Origin of the sequence: Aeromonas sp. TW 6 (assembly GCF_013168745.1) — a bacterium.
GTDB classification, from domain to species: Bacteria; Pseudomonadota; Gammaproteobacteria; order Enterobacterales; family Aeromonadaceae; genus Aeromonas; species Aeromonas caviae.
Window position 1 is genome coordinate 168,947 of sequence record NZ_JABERS010000001.1, and the last position, 21,810, is coordinate 190,756.

The window sequence follows — 21,810 nt, forward strand, 5'->3', positions numbered from 1 at the left end:
ACTCATGCCAAACCTGCTCCCGGGCCCCCTGGCGCTGTTCATCAGCGCCGGCCTGACCATACTGTTTACCGCCCTGTGTGCCAGCCTGATCCTGCTGGTTTCTCTGGCCAAACTGCTGCTGCCCGTGCCGGCCTTTGGCCGTGCCTGCAGCCGGCTCAACAATCGCTTCATGGGCCTGTGGCTCGGTTGCAACACCCTGGTGATCCGCCTCACTACCCGCATCGACTGGCAGATTGAGGACAATACCCGGCTGCGCAAGGATGGCTGGTATCTCATCATCAGCAACCACATGAGCTGGACCGATATCGTGGTGCTAGGCCACCTGTTTCGCAATCGGCTGCCGGTGCCCAAGTTCTTCATGAAGCACGAGCTCATTTACATCCCGCTGCTGGGGTTCGCGTGCTGGGGGCTGGACATGCCCTTTATGCGCCGCTATTCGAGAGAGTTTCTGTTAAGAAATCCGCATCTGCGGGGCAAGGATATCGAGACCACCCGCAACGCCTGCGAGAAGTTTCGCCACATTCCCACCACCGTCATCAACTTCGTGGAGGGGACCCGCTTCACCGATCAGAAGCGCGAGGCCACCCGCTCCCGCTATCGCCATCTCATGCCCCCCAAGGCGGCAGGACTCGCCTTCACCCTGGCAGCCATGGGCGATCAGTTCGACAGCCTGATCAACGTCACCATCAGCTACCCGGACAACTCCGACACCCCCTTCAAGGATTTCCTGATGGGGAAGATGAAGCGCATCCGGGTGCGGATCGAGGAGCTGCCGGTGGACGAGCAACTGGTGGGGGATTACTTCAACGACAAACAGTTCAAACGCGGTTTCCAGGAGTGGCTGAATGCACGCTGGAAGGAAAAAGACGAGGTGCTGGCGCAGTGGCAGGCGGCCGATGCGGCGGCTCAGACCGATCCGCAGGCAGCCAAGGCGAGCGCCGAGGCCAGCTCGGGCAGCTGATCCTCGCTGAACACCGCGATGCCATGGCGGCGCAGCAAAGCCGTGGTCTTGCCCTCTCCCGCCAGTGAAACCCCTTCGAAGCGGCCATTGTAGATGCGGCCGCTGCCGCAGGAGGGGCTCCCCTCCTTCAGAAGGGCGAAGCGAATGCCCTGCTGCTGACAGAGGGCCAGCGCAAGGGCGGCGCCCCGATCGAACTCCTCCGTCACATCCAGCCCGCTTTCGGTGACCACCCGCTCCCCCTGGCGCTCGGCAGGGGGGCGTGGCGTCGGCAGGCCACCCGCCACCTCGGGGCAGAAGGCCAGTGCCCGCCCCTCGGCTTCCAGCGCCTGCAGCCAGTCGCTGACAATCCCCTTGCTCTGGCCGTCGTAACGCACTGGCTGCCCCAGCAGACAGGCGCTCACCAGCACCTTGTGCATTCCCGTCTCTCCCATGCTTTGACTTCCTGTGTGAGGTGCCAGTGCACCAGACCCGCTATGGGGTGACAATCCGGCTTTCGCAGACATCGGCTTATGCTTCCGCACCGTGCATCACCTGATCGAACATGACGCAACAGGGGGTCTCCAGCCGATAGAGGATGGCGGGACGTTGCTTGCCGGTCCGCTTGCGCCCTGTGTCCACCAGGATGTCGGCACGGTGGAGCCGCTTGCGAAATGCGGCCGTGTTCATGGGGGTCTGCAGGACGATCTCGAACGCCCGTTGCACCTCGGAGAGGGTGAATTCTGCCCCCAGCAGATGCAGCGGCAGGGTGCTGTAACGGCTCTTGATGCGCAGCCGCTCCAGCCCCATGGCGACCAGCTTGCCGTGATCGAAGGCGAGTTGCAGGCCGGGCAGATAGTCCAGAGGATGCCAGCGACCGCGCACCGCCCCCCCATCGGGATCCGCCAGACAGAGATAGACGAGGGTGGTGGACCAGCCGCGGGGATCCCGCTCCAGGTTGCCGAGGGTACAGACCTGCTCGCTGTAGCAGTGCTCCAGCCCCCACTCTGCCAGAAGGCGATGGCGAGCCGCGTCCAGATCCCGATCCCGGGTCTCGTCGATGCGCAGGGCCGGCAACTGCCAACAGTGGGCAAAGGGGGGGCGATCCCGGGTCTCGAGAAGCAGCTCGAGCCGCTCCTCGCGCAACCGCAGCACCACCATATCCAGACTCATTCTCGGCATCCTGGTCGACCTGCTCGCCTTCTAATAATGTTTGGTAGATAATATCACAAGAATATTATGTGAAGGAGCCATCCATGGGAATCATCGCCAGCCTGGATATTGATGCGCAGAAGGGATTCACCCCCCTCTGCCCGAACGAGCTGCCCGTCGCTGGCGGGGATACCATAGTAGCGGCGCTCAATGCCCAGGCTGCCCTCGCCACCCTGCGAACCGGCAGCAAGGATGCCCACCCCGCGAACGCCCCCTGGGTGGTGACCGAACCCGGCGCCATGTTGCAACCCCTTGCTCTGGCGAATGCCGATCTCACCTGGCCGGCCCACTGCGTGCCCGGCACACCTGGGTTCGAGCTGCTCGACGGCCTGCCCGCCCCCATCGACTACGACTTCTTCGTCTGGAAGGGGGTCGAGCCGGACCTGCATCCCTATGGCGCCTGCTATCACGACCTGGCGGAGCGGCGCAGCACCGGGCTCATCGAGTTCCTGCAAGCCCGCGGCGTCACTACCGTGCTGGTCGGCGGCCTCGCCACCGACTACTGCGTCAAGACCAGCGTGCTGCAACTGCGTCGCGCCGGTTTCCGGGTCATCGTCCACCTCGACGCCTGCCGCGGCATCGCCCCCGAGACAATCGACCAGGCCCGCACCCGGATGATCGAGGCCGGCGCCGAGCTGGCCCAGACCCTGGCCGACATTCAACGCCTGCTGGATGCCTGATATGCCTTCCATTTTCCACTGCCCACCCGACACCGGCGCCCACCCGTCACAGATGCAGCCAGAGTGCGTTGCCCGCGCAGCACTCATCACAGGAGCCTGATATGCCTCCCATCCTCCACAGCCTGCTCGACACCGATGCCTACAAGCTGCACATGCAGCAGGCGGTGTTCCATCGCTATCCGGATGCCAACGTCATCGCCGAGTTCCACAGCCGCAACGAAGAAGATCTGCTGCCCATGATGGGCCAGATCGAGGAGCAACTGCGCCTCGCTGGCTCCCTGCGCCTGACCCGGTCCGAACTCGACTTCCTGGCCGAACGCCCCTTCTTCACGCCCGACTACCTGGACCACCTGCGCCGCAAGCCGCTGGACGCCTCCCTGCTCAAGGTGTTCGAGCAGGATGGCCGCATCAATGTGCGGGTCGAAGGCCCCTGGCAGGACGTGATCCTGTGGGAGATTCCGGTACTCGCCATCATCAGCGAGATGCGCAACCGCTTCCGCTATCCCCAGTTCGGCGTCAGACAGGCACTGGAGCGGCTCGATCAGAAGATCGACAAGCTGGAGCGGGAGCTGAGCCGGGAGGAGATGAGCGAGTTCAACCTCATCGACTTCGGCACCCGTCGCCGCTTCTCCCTCGCGGTACAAGACGCCGTGGTGGGTCGCCTCAAAGAACGACTGCCGGCGTTTCGCGGCACCAGCAACTACCTGCTGGCCCAGAAGTACCGGTTGCCCGCGGTGGGCACCCAGGCCCACGAGTGGTTCCAGGCCCACCAGCAGCTCGGCTTCCCGCTGGAGCTCAGCCAGCGTGCCGCCCTCACCAGCTGGCTGGACGAATTCACCAACCACCTCGGTATCGCGCTCACCGACTGCATCACCATGGATGCTTTCCTGCGTGACTTCGACTTCGAGCTGGCAAGCCGCTACCAGGGGCTGCGCCACGACTCCGGTGATCCCGTGGTGTGGGGCGAGAAGGCCATCAGCCACTATCAGCGGCTCGGCATCGACCCTGCCGAGAAGACGCTGGTCTTCTCCGACGGGCTCAACCTCGACAAGGCCGTCGAGCTGCTGCGCCACTTCCGCGGCCGCATCAACACCAGCTTCGGCATCGGCACCAAGCTCACCTGCGATCTGCCCGGCGTCAACCCAATGAACATCGTGTTCAAGCTGATGGAGTGCAACGGCGGCCCGGTCGCCAAGATCTCCGACAGCCCGGGCAAGACCCTCTGCCGGGATGCGGACTTCATTCGCAACCTCAAGCAGGCCTTCCACGTCGGGGTCTGAGTCAGGCCCGCGAGACGCCAAACAAAAAGCCCGCCGGTTTGCACCGGCGGGCTTTTTTATCGACTCAGGAATTATCAGTCCTTCTTGGCCAGCAGGAATTTCACCAGCTGGTTGAACTGCTCCTGGGAAGTGATGGATTCAATCTTCACCATGTATTTGCCGTTGACCAGGAAGGCCGGCACACCGCGCACATTGTAGCTCTCGGTGTTGCGATCGAACTGGGAGACCATGCCGGAGACGGCGAAGCTGTCGACGGCACCGTCGAACTCCTCGGCCGGCACGCCATTGTCCACGAAGACCTGCTTCACGTCGGCGCGGCTCTGGGGGATCTGGCGCTGGGTGTGGATCTTGTCGAAGATGGCCGGGGTCAGCTTGCCTTCCACGTTCAGCAGATTGGCGACGGCGTAGGCACGCTGCATCTCGGGGCCCATTTCACGGCCCAGGAAGGCCACCGGGTTCTTCTTCATCGGCACGCCTTCCGGCAGGCTCTTCTTCAGATCCTCGGCAATCGGCTCGAACTTGGCGCAGTGCGGGCAGAAATAGGAGAAGAACTCCATCACTTCCGGCTGGGCGCTGCCGGTCTGGCTGACCACATCATAGTTGACACCTTCCTTGAATTGCGGGGCGGCGTGAACCATGGGGATCATCAGCATGGCAGCGAGGAAAAATAGTACTTTTTTCATGACGTTTCCTGTTAAGGGATCACTGTGAGGCACGCCCGGCGAACCGAAGCAGTCCAAGCCTATTGCCTCACCCTCGTGCCGTCAATGGCAAAGGCAGACAGGCGGGACCGCCATCCCGCCTCCCACGGGCACCTTGCCGCTGTGGCAATGGTACGGGCGACACCACCAACGGACGCCCCGTGGCGTGGCGATCTGCCGGGTTCGCGCCCCTACCACTGCGGCATCAGGCTGAGCGGCGGGGCCTTCAATGCCTCGAGCTGATCATGCAGGGTCGCAATCTGCTGGCGCCAGTAGTGTTCGGTGTTGAACCAGGAGAAGTGGCGGGGGAAGGCGGGATCTTCCCAGCGTCTTGCCAGCCAGGCCATGTAGTGGACGATGCGCATGGCACGCAGCGGCTCGATGAGCGCCAGCTCCCGCGGGTCGAACTCCATGAACTCCTCATACCCCGCCAGCAGGGTATCGAGCTGGATCTGCTGCTCATGACGCTCCCCGTTCAGCATCATCCAGAGATCCTGGATGGCGGGGCCGGTGCGGCAATCGTCGAGATCGACAAACAGGGGGCCGTCACGCCACAGGATGTTGCCCGGGTGGCAGTCCCCATGCAGGGAGATGCGTGCCACATCCAGGGTCATGGCGTCGCATACGTGCCGGATCAGCTCGTCCAGCACCCCGAAGAAGGACTTGGCCAGCCCGCTCGGCAACCACTCGCCTGCCGCCAGCAACTGACGCGGCTCGTGCAGCATGCTCTCCACATCCAGCGGAACCCGGTGATGAAAGGCATGGCTGGCACCGACGCTGTGGATGCGACCGAGGTAACGCCCCACCCACTCCAGCTGGTCCAGGTTGTCCACCTCGAACTGACGCCCCCCGACGCTCTGCCAGATGGCAAACGGGTAGCCCTGATGCTCCAGCAGGGTCTCGCCGGCAAAGGCAATGGGAGCGGCGACCGGGATCTCAGCTTCACAGAGGCGAGCGGCAAACGCGTGCTCTTCCAGGATCTGGGCCCGGCTCCAGCGACCGGGGCGGTAGAACTTCACCACGTAGCGACGGCGATCCTCATCCTGGAACTGATAGACGCGGTTCTCGTAACTGTTGAGCTCGATAAGGCCGGAGTCGATGCGCAAGCCGCTGAGATCGATGGCATCCATGATGAGATCGGGATTGAGGTCGGAATAGTTGAAACGCATGTCATCCACCATAGAAAAGGGGCGCTGTTGCGCCCCATTCTATCACCACTGTCTGCCGTTGCCGTGCATGGCGGTGCGCCTTGCCATCACAACCTGCTGATAAACTTGCTCGGTTGGCGCAACGTCCCCTTGCTGTCGTCCGGCGCCGCGCCTTCCCGCTTGAGCACGAACTGGACGTCCAGAGTGGGCCGCTTCAGGTTGAAGGGATCCACCGCCAGGCTCACCGGCAGGGTATAGATCTCGCCCGCCTTCAGTGTCACCTCGCGGGGTCCGAACCACTGGTACTCCGGCAGCCCTTCCACGTCCAGCCGGTAGGTCTGGGAGTTCAGGGTCTTGTTGAGGATCTTCAGGGTATAGGTGTTCTCGATGAGCCCTTCACTGTTTTCCCGGAACAGCTGGTTGCGATCCCGCAGGATATCGAGCCCCATGGGCATGATGGACATGGCGTTATAGACGAAGACCCCCAGCATGACGACCATCACCAGGCCATAGCCAATCAGCTTGGGCCGCGCCACCTGGGTTTCACTGTGGGCCAGCTTGTGCTCGGTGGTGTAACTGATGAGCCCTTTCGGATACCCCATCCGCTCCATGGTCTGATCGCAGGCGTCGACACAGGCGCCGCAGTTGATGCACTCGTACTGCAGACCGTCACGGATGTCGATACCGGTCGGGCAGACCTGCACGCAGAGGTCGCAGTCGATGCAGTCCCCCAGCCCCAGGGCCTTGGGATCGGTCTTGCGACCACGGGCGCCGCGGGTCTCGCCACGCTGGCTGTCATAGCCGACGATGTAGGTGTCCTTGTCGAACATGGCGGACTGGAAGCGGGCATAGGGGCACATGTGGATACACATGATGGCGCGCATCCAGCCGGCGTTGCCATAGGTGCAGGCGGCAAAGAACAGCACCCAGAAGATGACCCAGCCTCCCGCCTGCAGGGTGAAGAAATCGGGTACCAGGTGGAAGACATCCTGGAAGTAGGCGACGAAGGTCAGCCCCGTGCCCAGCGACAGCAGGATCCAGGCCAGGTGCTTGGCGCCCTTACGGGCCAGCTTCTCGCCGCTCCAGGGCGCCGCATCCAGCTTGCGACGCTTGTTGGCGGCCCCTTCCAGCTTCTCCTCGAACCAGATGAACAGGAAGGTCCACACCGTCTGGGGACAGAGGTAGCCGCACCAGACCCGGCCCAGGAAGGTGGTCACAAAGAAGAGGGCGAAGGCCGCGATCATGAAGACCCAGGCCAGCAGGGTGAGATCCTGCGGCCAGATGGTGGCACCGAAGATATGGAACTGCTGGTGCTCCAGATCGAACAGCACCGCCTGACGGCCGTCATAACGCAGCCAGGGCAGGAGGACAAAGAGCGCGACGAAGAACCAGCCCATGGCCTTGCGCACCCGCTGCCAGTAGCCGGTCTGGGAGCGGACATAGATGCGGTTGCCGGGGTTGAACCTGTCATCTCCCGCCTTGAAGGTGTTGGGATTGAAAGTCCCGGTGACGTCACCGGTCACATCCTTGATGTCGATCTTGTCCTTGTCGGCCATTGCAACACATCGCTCCACTCATATTGTTATGAAAGCGATTATATCTTAAACAACCTGCTAATTGTGTGGGTTAAATGTATCTATAGTTCGAGTCCCGTCGCAATTTCAGGCAACAAAAAAGGCGCATAGCCAGTTGACTATGCGCCTTTTCACAGATTCTCTTGAAACCTTTCTCTGATGGCGATATGACGCCCGGATTACTTGATGCCGCGTGCCTTGAGCAGGGCTTCCTTGAAGTCGGGCACGTGATCCTTGGCCAGCCCCGGGATCATCGCCTGCTTGTCGGATTCCCGCATCTTGAGGTGGTAGATCAGCATGTCGTCGGTCAGTGCGGACAGCGGACCGTCAAATCCCGCCTCCTCGGCCAGTTTGGCAACAAACTGCACCAGGCTGAGATCCTGCTCCTTGATCCAGGCAGGCTGCAGCAGTTCCAGCAGCTCTTCGATACGATGACATTGCATAGACGACCTCTTTAATCTGTCTTGTGAAACTCAGGCAACCTTACCCATCAAGGCTACTTCGATACGATCCCGGCCATTATGCTTGGCCTGATAGAGCGCCGCATCCGCTTTCTGGATAAGCTCGGCAATGGAGTGATGCTGATCCGGCACCAGGGTCGCCACCCCGAAGCTGCAACTGACCCGCCCCGAGACCCGGGATTTGTGGTGGGGAATGCCGAGGGCTCGCAACGAGGTACGCACCTGCTCGGCGATCTGCATGGCCCCCTGCAAGGTGGTGCAAGGCAGCAGCAGGGCGAACTCCTCTCCGCCGTAACGGGCAGCGAGATCGTCTTCCCGCCGCAGCACTTCGGCCAGCAGGCTCGCCACCTGTTGCAGGCACTGGTCCCCCACCTGATGACCATAGTGATCATTGAACTGCTTGAAGTAGTCCACATCCACCAGCACCAGAGAGAGAGGCGCCCTGGCACGGTGGCAGCGACGCCAGGCGCGCGCCAGGGAGTCGTCGAGATGGGCCCGGTTGGCGATGCCGGTCAGACCGTCGAGGCGGGACGTGAGCTTGAGGTGCTCGGAGACCGCCTTCAGCTCGGCCACCAGGTCCGCATTGGAAAAACTGTGGTAGAGAGAGGCCACCTGATCCCGCCGCAGGCGCCGCAGCAGGGTCGGCAGAAAGACGAACAGGTACCCCGCCAGCATGCAGGAGACGATACGCTCCTGGGTGTTGCCGCCACTGAGCTCGAACAACATGGCAAACCCGAGGGGCAGCACGGCCCCATAGAGGGTACGACGGCTGCCGAACAGCATGATGGCGCTGCCGGTCAGGATCAGGCTGGAGAGCATCATCATGGCGGCACGATAGGTGTCGGGCAGCTTGTCCATGTAGAGCAGCACGCCCAGTGCCCAGACGATGGAGGTGATGGTCACCCCGACAAAGAGCTCGCGCTCGAGCACCGGCAGCGGAAGCTCCGCCAGCCTGGGCTGGCGCCAGCGCAGATGCCACCAGCGCCCCAGCAACAGCAGCAGGACCAGACCGAGCCAGCCCAGCGACTCGCTGGCCGGCAGGTAATCGTGGAACAGCAGGCTCCAGCTGATCGCCAGCAGCCCCAGGCAAGGCAGGCTGAAGGAGGCATGGGTATAGAGCTGGACCATGATGGCCCGCCGCACCTGATATTTCACACTCTGTGTCAACTGGGTACTCCCTGTACAAGAGCCGCACAGTTTAACACTCCCCTTTCCTGCTCAACAATCAATCGACCGCTATTAAGCTGCCACTCAGCGCGTCCTCTCTCGCACAGGCCCCGACAGACCCTTTTCTGCAGGGTCGAATGGCGCAGCCCTCCCTCACCCTTTCTCCAACTCGTCGAGGATGGGGCACTGGGGATTCGCATCTCCGTGACAGCAGCTCACCACCTCCTCGAGGGCGCTGAGCATGGCTTGCAAACCGGCGATGCGGGAGCGCAGATCGACGATTTTCTCCTGGGCCAGCTTCTTCACCTGGGCACTGGTTCTGTGCTCGTCCCGATAGAGCGCCAGCAGCTCCTGACACTCCTCCAGATTGAAGCCGGTCTCCCGCGCACGCTTGACGAAGCGCAGCTCCCGCAGGGAGGCATCCGTATAACTGCGATACCCGTTGTCGCTGCGCACCGGCGACGAGATGAGGCCGATGCTCTCGTAGTAGCGGATGGTCTTGGCGGTCAGGCCGGTGGCCTTGGCGACCTTGCTGATGTTCATGAATGACTCCTTTGGGATTCAGATGCACGCAGGCTGCCCGCCCGGGGCTGCCAGCGCTTCAATAACAGGGAATTGCTCAAGACGGTGATGCTGCTCAGGGCCATGGCCGCCCCCGCCAGCTCGGGGCTGAGGTAACCCAGCGCCGCCAGCGGAATACCGATGATGTTGAACACGAAGGCCCAGAACAGATTCTGCTGGATGGTGCGCCAGGTGGCCGCCGAGATGTCGATGGCATCGGCCACCAGCCGCGGGTCGGATCGCATGAGGGTGATGGAGGCGGTCTCCATCGCCACGTCGGAGCCGGAGCCCATGGCGATACCCACATCCGCCGCCGCCAGCGCCGGGGCGTCGTTTACCCCGTCTCCCACCATGGCGACCAGCCCGCTGGTTTGCGCCCGCAGCGCCTCGACTTTTTCCACCTTGCCGGCTGGCAGCACGGAGTCAAAGGCCCCGTCCAGCCCCAGCTTGGCGGCGATATGGGCCACCGGCGCCGCCGCATCACCGCTCACCAGCCAGCTGGCGATGCCGCGCTGACGCAGGGTGGCGATGGCATCCGGGCTCTCGGGGCGCAGGGTATCGGCCAGCGCCGCAATGCCAGCCACCACACCGTCGATGGCCACCCAGACCCGGGTCGCGCCGTCGGCGGCTTGTTCACCCTGTTGTGGCACTGCAATGTCGAGCTGGGCCAGCAAAGAGCCATTGCCGATGGCGACCCTATGGCCCGCCACCTGACCGACAATACCGGCACCGACCCGCACCTCCACCGCGTCGGGCTGGGGCAGCATCGCCTCCTTGTCGACCGCCTCGCGCATGGCCAGCGCCAGCGGGTGTTCGCTCGCCTGCTGCAGGGCGGCGGCCAGACGCAGCTGCTCGGCTGTGCCGCTCCAGCTCGCCAGCACGGGCCTGCCCTGAGTGAGCGTACCTGTCTTGTCGAAGATAAGCGCCTTGATGGCGTGGGCCTTTTGCAGGGTATCGACATCCTTGATCAGAATGCCGTGGCGCGCCGCCACCCCGGTACCGGTGACGATGGCCGCCGGCGTCGCCAGCCCCAGCGCACAGGGACAGGCGATGACCAGCACGGCCACCGCCGCCAGCAGCGCCTGACCGAAGTCGTTACTGATGGCGTACCACACCAGCAGGGTGAACAGGGCGATGGCCATCACCACCGGCACGAACACGGCAGAGACCTTGTCCACCAGCTGTTGCAGCGGCGCCTTGCCCATCTGGGCACTCTCCACCAGGGCGATGATCTTGCTGAGGCTGGAGTCCTCCCCCACCGTAGTGGCTTCAATTTCCAGCACGCCGGAGCGGTTGATGGCACCGCCCAGCACCTTGTCGCCCTCACCGCGCGGCACCGGCAGGCTCTCGCCGGTGAGGATCGACTCGTCCAGCTCACTCTCACCGCTCACGATTCTGCCGTCCACCGGTACCCGTTCCCCCACCAGCACCCGCAGCCTGTCGCCGCGCAGCACCTCGTCGATGGCGACGCTCTGCCAGCGCTCGCCGCGCCAGACGGTGGCGGTTTCCGGCCGCAGCGCCATCAACTCGCGAATGGCGGACTGGGTGCTGCGTCTGGCTCGCGCTTCCAGCAGTTTTCCGAGGGAAATCAGGGTAATGATGATGGCACTCGCCTCGAAGTAGAGTTGGCCACTGGCGGCCACCCCCAGATTAAGCAGCAGATAGAGGCTGTAGAAGTAGGCCGCACTGGTACCGGTCGCCACCAGCACATCCATGTTGGCGGAGCGGTTCTTGATGGCGAGCCAGGCGCCGCGATAGAAGCGGGCCCCAATCCAGAACTGCACCGGGGTGGCGAGCAGCAGCTCCAGCCAGGCGGGCAGATGCCAGGGGAACAACCCGGCCATGGCCAGCATCCCCGCCAGCAGCGGCAGGGTAAGCAAAGCCGAGACGATGACCCGGGTTTGCGCCTGACGGGCGCTGGCGGCCTCCTGCGCTTCCCGCTCCAGCAACTGCTGGCGGCGGCCGCTGGCCGAGCCTTGCGCCAGTTGGGCGCCAAAGCCGAGGGCCTCGATCTGCTCGCGCAGGGCCGCGGGCGTCTGCATCCCGGGTACCAGCACAATCCGGGCCTGCTCGATGGAGAAGTTGACGTCGGCGGAGATGACGCCGGGCAGCGCCGCCAGCATCTTGTGCAGGCGGGCCGAGCAACCGGCACAGGTCATACCGGTGATTTGAAACAATATGGTCTCACTGCCGTAGTCGTAACCCTGCGCCTTGATGCTCTCCAGCACCGCCGGCAAACGGTCAGAGCTGGCCAGCTCGATGGCGGCTTGCTCCAGTGCGAAGTTGACGGTGGCCGATACCCCATCGAGCTTGTTGAGGGCGGTCGTGATGCGGCCGGCGCAATTGGCGCAGCTCATGCCGCTGAGCGGCAACTGCAGATGAATGGGTGATTGAAGATGAGTGATCATGTTGTTCCTCCCAGGAACCCGTCGGCACCACAAAACGCCGACTGGCAAACCCTAACCTTTACTGTAAGGGTAAGCTCAAGCCACATGATCCACTTTTTGCAGATGAAAAAACGGCGCCCGTTTGCTGCCAGAGAACAAACGGGCGCCGCCTTCAACTATTGCGCGGTATGCGCGGCGACTCAGATACCGTACTGGGCGCGGTAAGCCTTCATGGCGGCCAGTTGCGCCGCCAGCTCCGGCTGTTCGGCCTGCTTCTCTTCCAGATACTGGATCAAGTCGCTCATCTGGATGATGGCGATGATGTGAGCGCCGTAGTCACGCTCCACCTCCTGAATGGCGGAGAGCTCGCCCTTGCCCTTCTCCTGACGGTCCAGCGCGATCAGCACGCCAGCCAGGGAGGCGCCGTTGGCCTGGATCAGATCCATGGATTCGCGGATGGCGGTGCCGGCAGTGATGACATCGTCCACCAGCATGATCCGCCCCTTGAGCGGGCTGCCCACCAGATTGCCACCCTCGCCATGATCCTTGGCCTCCTTGCGGTTGAAGCACCAGGGCACGTCCACGTCGTGCTGCTCCACCAGCTGCACGGCGGTGGCGGAGGCGATGGGGATCCCCTTGTAGGCCGGGCCAAACAGCACGTCGAACTCAATGCCGGCATCCATCAGGGCGGCGGCATAGAAGCGGCCGAGACGGGCCAGATCGCGGCCGCTGTTGAACAGACCGGCGTTGAAGAAGTAGGGGCTTTTACGACCGGATTTCAGGGTAAATTCACCGAATTTGAGGACCTGCTTCTCCAGGGCGAACTCGATAAATTGACGCTGGTAGGCTTTCATTCTGGCTCCTTGCTTGGCTTGTCGTTTACTTGTGTGGGGGTATAAAAAAACGCGGTCAATGCCGCGTTTGCAGGATCTGTTGACGCTTCGTCACAGCCGCGACGGAGTCGGTTTTTGCGCAGAACTAGGCATGAGATGCGAAGTTTGGTAATCCAAACGAGGCATCGAATAACGACGTTATGCACAAAAACAGACCCGTCCCTACGGGTTGCGTGGCAAAGGATGCCATGCGTTGTTGCAGGACTTGCCAAGGGAATAACCATTGGCGGCATCCTGCGCCTAGCCTGGCATCCTTGGACACTGCAACGCGACTTGTGCCGAAACATCAACAGGTCCTGGTATCAGGAAAGTGACTGCTTCTGCAGCGCAATGATGTCGGCGATGCCGCCCTTGGCGAGCGCCAGCATCTCCAGCAGCTCCTCGTGGGTGAAGGGTTCGGCCTCCGCGGTACCCTGCACCTCGATGATGCGACCATCTTCGGTCATCACCACGTTCATGTCGGTCTCGGCGGCGGAGTCTTCGATGTACTCCAGATCGCAGATGGCTTCCCCTTCATACATACCGACGGAGACGGCAGCGATCATCTGCTTGAGCGGGCTCTGCTTGAGCATGCCTTTCTCGACCATCCAGTTCAGCGCATCCACCAGCGCCACGCAGGCACCGGTGATGGCGGCGGTGCGGGTGCCACCGTCGGCCTGCAGCACGTCGCAGTCAACGGTAATGGAGTGCTCACCCAGCGCGGTCAGGTCTACTGCGGCGCGCAGGGAGCGGGCGATCAGCCGGGAGATCTCCAGAGTGCGGCCACTCTGCTTGCCGGAGGCCGCTTCGCGGTTCATCCGGGAGTGGGTGGAGCGCGGCAGCATGCCGTATTCGGCAGTCACCCAGCCCTGGTTCTTCCCTTTCAGGAAGCGAGGCACGCTGGTGTCAACGCTGGCGGTGCAGAGCACGCGGGTGTTGCCGAATTCCACCAGCACGGACCCTTCAGCATGCTTGGTGAAGTGGCGGGTAATGGTGACCGGACGAAGCTGCGCGGCAGTGCGATCGCTGGGACGTGACATGGGACGGACCTCTGGGCTGGCTGAATTGGCGCAGGAGTATAAGTGATCCCAGCCCAAATATCAGCCGCTAAAACCACGCTGTCGGCTGACGGAGCAGGGCTGGCTGAGTATACTGGCCCCACACTTCATCAAGCCCGGAACAATCAATGATTCACAGCATGACCGCCTACGCCCGCAAGGAACTCAAGGGCGACTGGGGCACAGCCGTTTGGGAAATTCGTTCGGTCAACCAGCGCTATCTGGAGACCTACATTCGCCTGCCGGAACAACTGCGCAGCCTGGAGCCGGTTCTGCGTGAGCGCTTCCGCGCCAAGCTGCAGCGCGGCAAGGTGGAGTGCAACCTGCGTTTCGAGGCCGCCCAGGCCGCCGCCAGCCAGCTGCACATCAATGAAGAGCTGGCCAAACTCATCATCGAGAGCGCCAACTGGGTGATGAAAGAGGCGGGCCAGGGTCAGCTCAATCCGGTGGACGTGCTGCGCTGGCCGGGGGTCATGGCTGCCGCCGAGCAGGACATGGACGTGGTCGCCACCGAGCTGATGGCCGGCTTCGACCTGACCATGGAAGACTTCCTCGCCTCCCGCGCCAGCGAAGGGGCCAATCTCAAGGCGCTGATCGAACAGCGTCTGGCCGGCATCCAGGTAGAAGTGAAGAAGGTGCGCGAGCACCTGCCGCAGATCATCGAGTGGCAGCGCCAGAAGCTCACCGACCGGCTGGCCGAAGCCAAGGTGGAGCTGGACCCGGCCCGCATCGAGCAGGAGATCGTGCTGCTGGCCCAGAAGATCGACGTGGCCGAAGAGCTGGATCGCCTGGAGATGCACATCAGCGAAACCAACAAGATCATGAAGAAGGGTGGCGCCTGCGGCCGTCGCCTCGACTTCATGATGCAGGAGTTCAACCGCGAGTCGAACACCCTCGGTTCAAAGTCGATCAACGCCGAGGTGACCCAGTCCGCCGTCGAGCTGAAGGTGCTCATCGAGCAGATGCGCGAGCAGATCCAAAACATCGAGTGATCTCCCTCATCGATGCACCAGCCCCCGCCACGCGGGGGCTTTTTTATTCTCGTTTCCCGCAGCGCTCAGCCACCTGACTGATGGTAACCCCTAGCAAAGGGAGCCCGACATGTGCCATCACGCAAAGAGGGTCTGCCATGCAGACCCTCTCCTTCTTTTTGATCCATCCCCCGCCCGTGCAGGCTAGACCGGTGACTTCAGCCTTCGGCTGCGCAGCAGCAGGGGGAGCTGGTAGAGCACCAGAGCGCCCAACACCAGGCCAGCGCCGGCCAGCTTGGCGGGGCCCAGCGGTTCGTCATAGAAGAGGGTGCTTAAGATCAGGGTCCAGACCGGTTCCAGCAGCATCAGCAGGGCGGCGTGGGCCGTGGTCATCCGGCTCAGGGCGTGGGTGAGCAGCCAGTAGCGCAGGGTGGTGGCGATCAGGACGCTGGCCGCAAACCAGCCCCAGATACCAGTGCCGATGCTGGCGGGCCACTGCTCGGTCAGCAGGGAGAGCAGGGTGCCGAGCAGTCCGGTCACCGCCAGCTGGATGCAGGTGAGCCAGGTAGGAGGGATGGACTGGGCGAAGTGGCGGTGCACCGCGAGCTGAACCCCCAGGGTGGCGGCCGCCGCCAGAAACCAGAACAGGGAGAGCGACACGCCCCAGTGAGTGCTGCTGGAGAGCAGCAGCAGACCCGCGACGGCCACGGGCAGAGTCAGCCAGTAGTGACGGCCGGGTCTGGCCTTGAAGGCGGCCCAGGCGGCGAGCGGCGCCATCAGGGTGGCCACGCTCATGATGAAGGCGCCGCTGCCGAGGGCATCGCTCTGGCTGATGGCGGTAACCCAGAACAGCAGGCTGGCCCCGAGCAAGGTGCCGCACCCGGCGGCACGCAGCAGTTGTGAGCCATTGGGGGGCGGCTCGCGCAACCAGGCGAGCGGCAACAGCAGCAGGGCGGCCAGCAGGAAACGGCTGCCGATAAAGGCGGCGGTGGGCAGTTCGCGAATCGCCTCTTTCGAGAAGAGCCAGCCAGCGGCGGCCAGCAGGGTGACCAGTATCATCAACAGCAGGGGAGCGCGGTTCATCGGAGCATCACAGGGTCAGGGGCAAAGGGCAGAGCATAAAGGAAAGGGACGCGGATTGTCTCCCGGGGTTTGGCAGACATGCGGGCGGGGCGGCCACCACGCCGCCCCGCCTCAGTCGTCACCTTCCAGGCTGGCGAGGCAGTGGGAGAGGGTGCGCGCCAGCGCCCCCTGGTTGCGCAGCACCACGGCACGGGCCTGCTCCCCCATCTCGCGGCGGGCAGGGGCATCGCCGAGCAGGATGCTCACACGGTGGCCGAGCGCCTCGGCGTTCGCCACCACGGCAGCCCCCCCCTGGGCCACCAGCTGGCGGGTGATGTCGCTGAAGTTGAAATAAACGGGGCCGGTCAGGCAGGGTTTGCCCAGCGCCGCCGGTTCCAGCAGGTTGTGACCGCCCACGGGCACCAGGCTGCCACCGACAAAGGCGAGATCCGCCGCCGCCAGCATCAGCGGCAGCTCGCCCATGGTGTCACCCAGGTAGATCTTGTCGCTCTCGCCGACCGCACTGCCCGCCGTGCGCCGCACGCAACCGTAGGGGGCGCACAGCTCGGCCACCCGATCGAAACGCTCGGGATGGCGCGGCACCAGGATCAGCAGGGCGGAGGGATGGGCCTTGAGCACCCGCTCGAAGGCGGCCAGCACCTGCTCGTCTTCCCCCTGGTGGGTACTGGCGGCGATCCAGACAGGTCGGGCCTCCCCCAACTGCTGGCGCAGGGCACGGCCCCTGGCCTGCACCTCGTCGCCGAACTGGATGTCGAACTTGATGGAGCCGGTCACCGCCAGCCGATTGCGCGCGATTCCCAGACGATGGAAGCGGTCCGCATCGTCCTGGTGCTGGCAGAGCAGGTGGGTCAGGGGCCGGCTGAGGGCATCGAAGGCGCCCTGGAAGCGGCCATAGCGCCGGCAGGAGCGCTCCGAGAGGCGGGCATTGAGGATGGTCACCGGCAGGTGGCGCGCCTCGCAGGCCGCCAGCCAGTTCGGCCACAGCTCGGTCTCCATCACCCAGAGAGCGCGGGGCTTGACGGTGCTCAGAAACGCCGAGACGGCCCAGGGGTAGTCGAGAGGCGCATAGCGGTGCACCACCAGATCCCCGAGCTTGGCCGCCTGCTCGGCACCGGTGCGGGTGGTGGTGGTGAGCAGTATGGGCAGCTCAGGCAGCTCGGCCTTGAGGGCACGGATGAAGGGGGTGATGGCCAGGGTCTCCCCCACGCTCACCGCATGGATCCAGAGCGGGGCCTCCTGTCCGGTGGCGGGTGTCCGCCCCAGGTGCTCTGCCCAGCGCTTGCCGAAGCCGGGCTTGCCTTTCTTGGGCTTGTAGAGCGCCAGCAGTGCCAGCGGCAACCCCAGGTGGATCAGCAGGTTGTAGAGCAGCCGGTAGATCATGTTATCGGCCTTCGCCCCCGTCGGCGGCCTGAGCCACCGGCTGCAGCGCGATCACCCGATCCTCCGGCTCGCTCCGCTCCAGTCGCTTGCCAGCCTCGATGACCTGCTCCGGCATCAGCTCGATCAGGCACTTGAGGTGGCCGAACTTGCAGGTGCGCTTGAAGCAGGGGCGGCATTCGATATCGGTGTGGACGATCTCGACCCTGTCCGCCAGGGGCGGCGTGTAGAGCGGCGAGGTGGAGCCGTAGACGCCGATCAGCGGCCGGTTGAGGGCGGCCGCCACGTGCATCAGGCCCGAGTCGTTGGCGATGACCCGACTGGCCAGGGCCATCAGATCGATCGCCTCGTGCAGGCTGGTCTTGCCCGCCAGCACGTGGCAGTTGGGGCGTGACAGGGGGTTGATCCGATCGCGGATGGTGTTGGCCACCTCCACGTCCTTGCCGGAGCCGAAGATCCACACCTGCCAGCCCTCGTCGAGGTGCTTCTGGGCCACCACGGCGTAGTGCCCCTCCGGCCAGCGCTTGGCCGGGCCGAACTCGGCCCCCGGACAGAGCACCAGCACGGGGCGGGCGCGATTCAGGCCGAGCCGCTCCAGGGCCTTGCCCTGGTTGATGAGATCCACGTGCAGGGAGGGATGGGGAATGGCGGGGATGTCGGCCCGGCTCTTCATCTGCCCCTTGGGGTAGGCCAGCGCCAGATAGCCTTCCACCATCAGCGGGAAGGCCTGCTTGTTGCTGCGCATGTCGTTGAGCAGGCCGAAGCGGTGCTCCCCCTTCCAGCCGGTGCGCACCGGGATCCTGGCAAACCAGGGGATGAGGGCCGACTTCATGGAGTTGGGCTGGATGATGGCCTGATCGTACTGCTCGGCGGCCAGCTGCTTGCCGAGCCGGCGGCGGGCCCCCAGCTTGAAGTCGCCGTGGCCGAGCGGCATGGGGATGGCTTTGTCCACCTCGGGCATGCGCTCCAGCAGCGCAACGCACCAGGCCGGCGCCATCACATGGAGCTCGCTGCCCGGGTGGTTGCTCTTGAGCGCCTTGTAGAGGCTCTGGGACATCACCATGTCGCCGACCCAGGAGGGGCCGATCACCAATATCTTCATCGCGCGTCTTCTCTCGGGACTAGCCCGGCTGTTGATCGTTACTGGGCGAGATTATGCCCCAAGAAAGGCCGAAGAAATAACAGAAGATACCCGTCAGCCCCGCCGGACAGCCTCTTTGTCGGGATCCGCTGCGCCCGCTCAACCACACAAGCACCTTTCCCGCCCCGATAGAGGCGTGCCGGGCGCCACCAGATGCCACGGTGGCAGGCAAGCCGGTCAAATGAGCCAGGCCCATGCCCCGGCCGGGGTTTTAGGCTAGAATAGGCGCCAATCCGAGCATGACCCGCCCGCCGGGTGCCAATGAGAGTCCCTTGCCTGTGAAAAAACCGACCCTGGCGGCCGTCCTGATCGTCAAGAACGAAGCCGACAACCTGCGTGCCTGCCTCGCCTCCCTCGAAGACCTGGTGGATGAGATCGTCGTCCTCGACTCCGGCAGTCAGGATGACACTCCCGCCATCGCCGCCGAGTTCGGCGCCCGCTTCTTCGTCAACACAGCCTGGCCCGGCTTCGGCCGCCAGCGTCGCCTCGCCCAGTCCCATGTCCAGTCCGACTGGGTGCTGTGGCTGGATGCGGACGAGCGGCTCACCCCCGAGCTCAGGAGCGCCATCCAGGGGGTCATGGCCAACCCGGCCAGCGACACCATCTACTCCATCCCGCGCCTCTCCTGGGTGTTCGGCCGCTTCATCCGCCACAGCGGCTGGTACCCGGATCGGGTGCTGCGCCTCTACCCCAAGGCGCTGACCGGCTACAACGAGGCGCTGGTACACGAGAAGGTGGAGGTGCGCGCCAACATGAAGATCGTCAACCTGCAGGGCGACCTCCTCCACTACACCTACCGGGATCTGGAACATTACCTGGTCAAATCCGCCGGCTACGCCCGCGCATGGGCCGATCAGCGCACCGCCCGCGGCAAGAAGGGATCCCTCGGCCAGGGGCTGGTCCACGCCGTCGGCTGCTTCCTCAAGATGTACCTGCTCAAGGCCGGTTTCCTCGACGGCAAGCAGGGCCTGCTGCTGGCCATCCTCTCCGCCCACTCCACCTTCGTCAAATACGCCGATCTCTGGGTTCGCCAGCAGCCCCAGCAGCCGAAATAGGGCATCGCGCCTCAAACATCCCATTAATCACTCACCCCTTGTTCCAGCGGAACAAGGGGCAAACCCCATTGCCATGGAGCGGGCGCAGCCCTCGCGGGGCCGCTCACGGCGCAAACCTGGGCGCCACGGACGAAAACTGGCCGCTATAAGCCGAATGCATGAATATTGGCAACATGACCCGACTCCGGCTTATACCGACAGGTTTCCCCTGCCCGGAGCCCGGGCAGGCCCGTAAAGGGGCTGTCGGGGGCCACGCCCGGTAGGCTGGCCTGCCAGCAGGGCGCATCCCCATACAAGACAGGGCCCCGCGGGGCCCTGTCTGTATGTTCTGTGCGCGCTCTCAGCGCTCGGCGCGCCAGAAGGGCGGCGCCCAGCGGGCGATCGCCGCCGCCATGGCCTTGGGATCGAGCTGGCTCATGTCATCCGGATGATCGCTGTCCTCCGGCGGGCTGAACGCCAGATGGCGCCCCTCGCTGTTGAGGGGTCGCCAGCGCAGCGGCGTCGCCGAACGGTGCGCCGGGAAGACGCCGACGGTCGGCACGTCCAGCGCCGCGGCGATGTGCAGCGGCCCGGTGCTGCCCGCCACGAACAGGGCGGCATTGGCCATCACCTGGCAGAACTTCGGCAGCCCCTCGTCGGAGCGATAGATCCAGCCGTTGCCCCCATGGGCCAGCAGTTCCGCCGCCAACTGCTCCGCCTTCCCCTCCTCCCCCGGGCCTGCCGTCAACACGCACTGCAACTCGGGACAGGCCTGGTTGAGCTTGATGATGAGGCGCGAGTACTGCTCGATGGAGAGGTTGTTGGCCGAGCCACCGCTGCCCGCATGCACCATCAGCCAGGGGCGGCTGGCGTCGAGCCTGAGACGGGCGGCGACCTGCTCGCGCACCTGCAGCAGGCTCTCGGGGTCGAAGTCGAGGTAGGGGCCCTGTGGCTCCACCACGGTCTGATGCTGATCGGCGAGGAAGCGGCGCACCAGATCCAGGTTGTATTCGTACTCCGGCTTCTGGGAGCGGGAGCGGCGCTGCACCAGGCGCTGGTTGTAGAGCACCTGGGCCAGCTTGGTGGCTGGTGCCAGCCGGTAGGGAATGTGCGCCTTCCACACCAGCTTGGCATTTCGGGTGTTGGAGAAGAGGCAGATGGAGGCATCGAAGGCGGCCGCCTTGATACGCGCCAGCAGGGCGCGTTGCTGCTCCTTGTCGGCCCGGGCACCCGGATCCAGGATGATCTCGTCGATCCATGGGCAGAGGCGGGCCAAGGGCGCCGTGTAGGCGGGAACCAGGGCAGTCACATGACACTCCATGGAGCGCTTGAGCATGGCAAAGCTCGGCCACGCCAGCATGAAGTCACCAATCTTGTCATTGCGGACTACCAGAATACGTTTCATAAAAAATCCCTATGCTCCCTGTCACCAGCGAAGGAGGCTTGATGCGCGATGCGGGTATTCTTGCCTGATGCAGGGCGATTCTCAAGCGAAGACGCCACGGGGCCCCGATTTGTGCGACCCCGGCCGCCGATCAGCGCCAGAAATCCGCGCCATCCCGGTCGCGACAAACCGGCAACAGCCCCTATAATGCGACCAGTTTTCCGGTTTCAGGAATCAGCAGCATGACCAACAAGGTAATCTATCCCGGCACCTTCGATCCCATCACCAACGGCCATACCGATCTCATTGGCCGCGCCGCCAGACTGTTCGACGAGGTGGTGGTCGGGGTGGCCAACAGCCCGAGCAAACGGCCGCTGTTCGATCTCGAGGAGCGCGTTCAACTGGCCCGGCAGGTGACGGTTCACCTGCCCAACGTCAAGGTGGTGGGCTTCTCCGGCCTGCTGGTGGATTTCGCCAGGGAGCAGCAGGCCAACGTGCTGATCCGCGGCCTGCGCGCCGTCTCCGACTTCGAATATGAGTTCCAGCTGGCCAACATGAACCGCCGCCTGATGCCGGAGCTGGAGAGCGTCTTCCTCACCCCGGCGGAGGAGAACTCCTTCATCTCCTCCACTCTGGTGAAAGAGGTGGCGCTGCACGGTGGCGACATCCGCCAGTTCGTCGACCCCCTGGTGGCCCAGGCCATCGCCGCCAGGCAACAGCGCTAATCCCTCCCCTGATGGGCAGAAACGAACAAGGGCTACCCGCGGGTAGCCCTTGTTGCA

General features: G+C 64.0%; 21 protein-coding genes. 6 read left to right on the top strand and 15 right to left on the bottom strand.

Features of this window, described 5'->3' with window-relative positions; translation table 11 throughout:
* The first annotated feature begins 4 nt into the window (after window positions 1-4).
* Complete coding sequence (locus HKD46_RS00780; RefSeq protein ID WP_171864749.1) at window positions 5-961, top strand: acyltransferase; 957 nt, start codon at window positions 5-7, stop codon at window positions 959-961.
* On the opposite strand, the gene HKD46_RS00785 is transcribed toward HKD46_RS00780, so the two are convergent.
* Window positions 907-1,392, bottom strand: a complete 486-nt coding sequence (locus HKD46_RS00785; protein WP_161469581.1) for a DUF523 domain-containing protein — start codon at window positions 1,390-1,392, stop codon at window positions 907-909. The genes HKD46_RS00780 and HKD46_RS00785 overlap by 55 nt on opposite strands.
* Window positions 1,393-1,468: 76 nt before the next feature.
* The gene (locus tag HKD46_RS00790; RefSeq protein ID WP_171864750.1) at window positions 1,469-2,119 is read right to left on the bottom strand and encodes an NrtR DNA-binding winged helix domain-containing protein; all 651 of its coding nucleotides are present in this window, start codon (window positions 2,117-2,119) and stop codon (window positions 1,469-1,471) included.
* Between the two features lie 74 nt (window positions 2,120-2,193).
* Between HKD46_RS00790 and HKD46_RS00795 the strand changes: the two genes are divergently transcribed.
* Together HKD46_RS00795 and pncB are read left to right on the top strand one after the other, a co-directional pair.
* The gene (locus HKD46_RS00795) at window positions 2,194-2,829 is read left to right on the top strand and encodes a nicotinamidase (protein ID WP_069652407.1); all 636 of its coding nucleotides are present in this window, start codon (window positions 2,194-2,196) and stop codon (window positions 2,827-2,829) included.
* 101 nt (window positions 2,830-2,930) lie between these two features.
* Entirely contained in the window at window positions 2,931-4,109 is a 1,179-nt protein-coding gene (gene pncB, locus HKD46_RS00800) for a nicotinate phosphoribosyltransferase (protein WP_161469583.1), read from the top strand.
* A gap of 74 nt (window positions 4,110-4,183) precedes the next feature.
* Here the strand turns inward: pncB and HKD46_RS00805 are convergent, their stop codons facing one another.
* From HKD46_RS00805 to rph, 9 genes are all read right to left on the bottom strand, one after another.
* Window positions 4,184-4,792: a thiol:disulfide interchange protein DsbA/DsbL gene (locus HKD46_RS00805; protein ID WP_010676095.1), complete on the bottom strand. Its 609-nt coding sequence runs from the start codon at window positions 4,790-4,792 to the stop codon at window positions 4,184-4,186.
* A gap of 209 nt (window positions 4,793-5,001) precedes the next feature.
* Window positions 5,002-5,991 carry a serine/threonine protein kinase gene (locus tag HKD46_RS00810; RefSeq protein ID WP_039039688.1) on the bottom strand — a complete coding sequence of 330 codons (990 nt, stop codon included), beginning with the start codon at window positions 5,989-5,991 and terminating at the stop codon, window positions 5,002-5,004.
* Window positions 5,992-6,065: 74 nt separating this feature from the next.
* The gene (ccoG, locus tag HKD46_RS00815) at window positions 6,066-7,514 is read right to left on the bottom strand and encodes a cytochrome c oxidase accessory protein CcoG (RefSeq protein WP_103243923.1); all 1,449 of its coding nucleotides are present in this window, start codon (window positions 7,512-7,514) and stop codon (window positions 6,066-6,068) included.
* Window positions 7,515-7,711: 197 nt separating this feature from the next.
* Entirely contained in the window at window positions 7,712-7,975 is a 264-nt protein-coding gene (locus tag HKD46_RS00820) for a YihD family protein (protein WP_010676098.1), read from the bottom strand.
* Window positions 7,976-8,005: 30 nt separating this feature from the next.
* Window positions 8,006-9,160: a diguanylate cyclase gene (locus HKD46_RS00825; RefSeq protein ID WP_039039690.1), complete on the bottom strand. Its 1,155-nt coding sequence runs from the start codon at window positions 9,158-9,160 to the stop codon at window positions 8,006-8,008.
* A gap of 153 nt (window positions 9,161-9,313) precedes the next feature.
* Window positions 9,314-9,703, bottom strand: a complete 390-nt coding sequence (gene cueR / locus HKD46_RS00830; protein ID WP_010676100.1) for a Cu(I)-responsive transcriptional regulator — start codon at window positions 9,701-9,703, stop codon at window positions 9,314-9,316.
* On the bottom strand, window positions 9,700-12,129 hold the full coding sequence (locus HKD46_RS00835) for a heavy metal translocating P-type ATPase (RefSeq protein ID WP_171864751.1): 2,430 nt from the start codon (window positions 12,127-12,129) through the stop codon (window positions 9,700-9,702). Before HKD46_RS00835 ends, cueR begins: the two co-directional genes overlap by 4 nt.
* A 179-nt stretch (window positions 12,130-12,308) precedes the next feature.
* Window positions 12,309-12,962: an orotate phosphoribosyltransferase gene (gene pyrE / locus HKD46_RS00840; RefSeq protein WP_010676102.1), complete on the bottom strand. Its 654-nt coding sequence runs from the start codon at window positions 12,960-12,962 to the stop codon at window positions 12,309-12,311.
* Window positions 12,963-13,303: 341 nt separating this feature from the next.
* Window positions 13,304-14,020 carry a ribonuclease PH gene (gene rph, locus HKD46_RS00845; protein WP_024945517.1) on the bottom strand — a complete coding sequence of 239 codons (717 nt, stop codon included), beginning with the start codon at window positions 14,018-14,020 and terminating at the stop codon, window positions 13,304-13,306.
* A 146-nt stretch (window positions 14,021-14,166) separates the two neighbouring features.
* Here rph and HKD46_RS00850 point away from each other — a divergent pair, with 146 nt between their 5' ends.
* Window positions 14,167-15,030, top strand: a complete 864-nt coding sequence (locus tag HKD46_RS00850; protein ID WP_010676104.1) for a YicC/YloC family endoribonuclease — start codon at window positions 14,167-14,169, stop codon at window positions 15,028-15,030.
* A 183-nt stretch (window positions 15,031-15,213) separates the two neighbouring features.
* On the opposite strand, the gene HKD46_RS00855 is transcribed toward HKD46_RS00850, so the two are convergent.
* From HKD46_RS00855 to waaF, 3 genes are all read right to left on the bottom strand, one after another.
* A complete protein-coding gene (locus HKD46_RS00855; RefSeq protein WP_048209623.1) occupies window positions 15,214-16,092 on the bottom strand; it encodes a DMT family transporter in 879 nt (292 codons plus the stop codon).
* Between the two features lie 111 nt (window positions 16,093-16,203).
* Window positions 16,204-17,472: a lipid IV(A) 3-deoxy-D-manno-octulosonic acid transferase gene (gene waaA, locus HKD46_RS00860; RefSeq protein ID WP_171864752.1), complete on the bottom strand. Its 1,269-nt coding sequence runs from the start codon at window positions 17,470-17,472 to the stop codon at window positions 16,204-16,206.
* Between the two features lies 1 nt (window position 17,473).
* On the bottom strand, window positions 17,474-18,571 hold the full coding sequence (gene waaF, locus HKD46_RS00865) for a lipopolysaccharide heptosyltransferase II (protein WP_171864753.1): 1,098 nt from the start codon (window positions 18,569-18,571) through the stop codon (window positions 17,474-17,476).
* A gap of 317 nt (window positions 18,572-18,888) precedes the next feature.
* Between waaF and HKD46_RS00870 the strand changes: the two genes are divergently transcribed.
* On the top strand, window positions 18,889-19,665 hold the full coding sequence (locus HKD46_RS00870; RefSeq protein WP_171864754.1) for a glycosyltransferase: 777 nt from the start codon (window positions 18,889-18,891) through the stop codon (window positions 19,663-19,665).
* Window positions 19,666-20,005: 340 nt separating this feature from the next.
* On the opposite strand, the gene HKD46_RS00875 is transcribed toward HKD46_RS00870, so the two are convergent.
* Window positions 20,006-21,049: a glycosyltransferase family 9 protein gene (locus tag HKD46_RS00875; RefSeq protein WP_171864755.1), complete on the bottom strand. Its 1,044-nt coding sequence runs from the start codon at window positions 21,047-21,049 to the stop codon at window positions 20,006-20,008.
* A gap of 221 nt (window positions 21,050-21,270) precedes the next feature.
* On the opposite strand from HKD46_RS00875, the gene coaD reads away from it, so the two are divergent.
* Window positions 21,271-21,753 (top strand): pantetheine-phosphate adenylyltransferase, encoded by a 483-nt coding sequence (coaD, locus tag HKD46_RS00880; protein ID WP_103243926.1) that lies wholly within the window; start codon window positions 21,271-21,273, stop codon window positions 21,751-21,753.
* Window positions 21,754-21,810: the final 57 nt, after the last annotated feature.

What these genes read in the sequence shown, in the direction of transcription:
- HKD46_RS00780 (WP_171864749.1), top strand. Translation starts at nt 5, where the DNA reads ATGCCAAACCTGCTCCCGGGCCCCCTGGCGCTGTTCATCAGCGCCGGC.
- HKD46_RS00785 (WP_161469581.1), bottom strand. Translation starts at nt 1,392, where the DNA reads ATGGGAGAGACGGGAATGCACAAGGTGCTGGTGAGCGCCTGTCTGCTG.
- HKD46_RS00790 (WP_171864750.1), bottom strand. Translation starts at nt 2,119, where the DNA reads ATGCCGAGAATGAGTCTGGATATGGTGGTGCTGCGGTTGCGCGAGGAG.
- HKD46_RS00795 (WP_069652407.1), top strand. Translation starts at nt 2,194, where the DNA reads ATGGGAATCATCGCCAGCCTGGATATTGATGCGCAGAAGGGATTCACC.
- pncB (WP_161469583.1), top strand. Translation starts at nt 2,931, where the DNA reads ATGCCTCCCATCCTCCACAGCCTGCTCGACACCGATGCCTACAAGCTG.
- HKD46_RS00805 (WP_010676095.1), bottom strand. Translation starts at nt 4,792, where the DNA reads ATGAAAAAAGTACTATTTTTCCTCGCTGCCATGCTGATGATCCCCATG.
- HKD46_RS00810 (WP_039039688.1), bottom strand. Translation starts at nt 5,991, where the DNA reads ATGGTGGATGACATGCGTTTCAACTATTCCGACCTCAATCCCGATCTC.
- ccoG (WP_103243923.1), bottom strand. Translation starts at nt 7,514, where the DNA reads ATGGCCGACAAGGACAAGATCGACATCAAGGATGTGACCGGTGACGTC.
- HKD46_RS00820 (WP_010676098.1), bottom strand. Translation starts at nt 7,975, where the DNA reads ATGCAATGTCATCGTATCGAAGAGCTGCTGGAACTGCTGCAGCCTGCC.
- cueR (WP_010676100.1), bottom strand. Translation starts at nt 9,703, where the DNA reads ATGAACATCAGCAAGGTCGCCAAGGCCACCGGCCTGACCGCCAAGACC.
- HKD46_RS00835 (WP_171864751.1), bottom strand. Translation starts at nt 12,129, where the DNA reads ATGATCACTCATCTTCAATCACCCATTCATCTGCAGTTGCCGCTCAGC.
- pyrE (WP_010676102.1), bottom strand. Translation starts at nt 12,962, where the DNA reads ATGAAAGCCTACCAGCGTCAATTTATCGAGTTCGCCCTGGAGAAGCAG.
- rph (WP_024945517.1), bottom strand. Translation starts at nt 14,020, where the DNA reads ATGTCACGTCCCAGCGATCGCACTGCCGCGCAGCTTCGTCCGGTCACC.
- HKD46_RS00850 (WP_010676104.1), top strand. Translation starts at nt 14,167, where the DNA reads ATGATTCACAGCATGACCGCCTACGCCCGCAAGGAACTCAAGGGCGAC.
- HKD46_RS00855 (WP_048209623.1), bottom strand. Translation starts at nt 16,092, where the DNA reads ATGAACCGCGCTCCCCTGCTGTTGATGATACTGGTCACCCTGCTGGCC.
- waaA (WP_171864752.1), bottom strand. Translation starts at nt 17,472, where the DNA reads ATGATCTACCGGCTGCTCTACAACCTGCTGATCCACCTGGGGTTGCCG.
- waaF (WP_171864753.1), bottom strand. Translation starts at nt 18,571, where the DNA reads ATGAAGATATTGGTGATCGGCCCCTCCTGGGTCGGCGACATGGTGATG.
- HKD46_RS00875 (WP_171864755.1), bottom strand. Translation starts at nt 21,049, where the DNA reads ATGAAACGTATTCTGGTAGTCCGCAATGACAAGATTGGTGACTTCATG.
- coaD (WP_103243926.1), top strand. Translation starts at nt 21,271, where the DNA reads ATGACCAACAAGGTAATCTATCCCGGCACCTTCGATCCCATCACCAAC.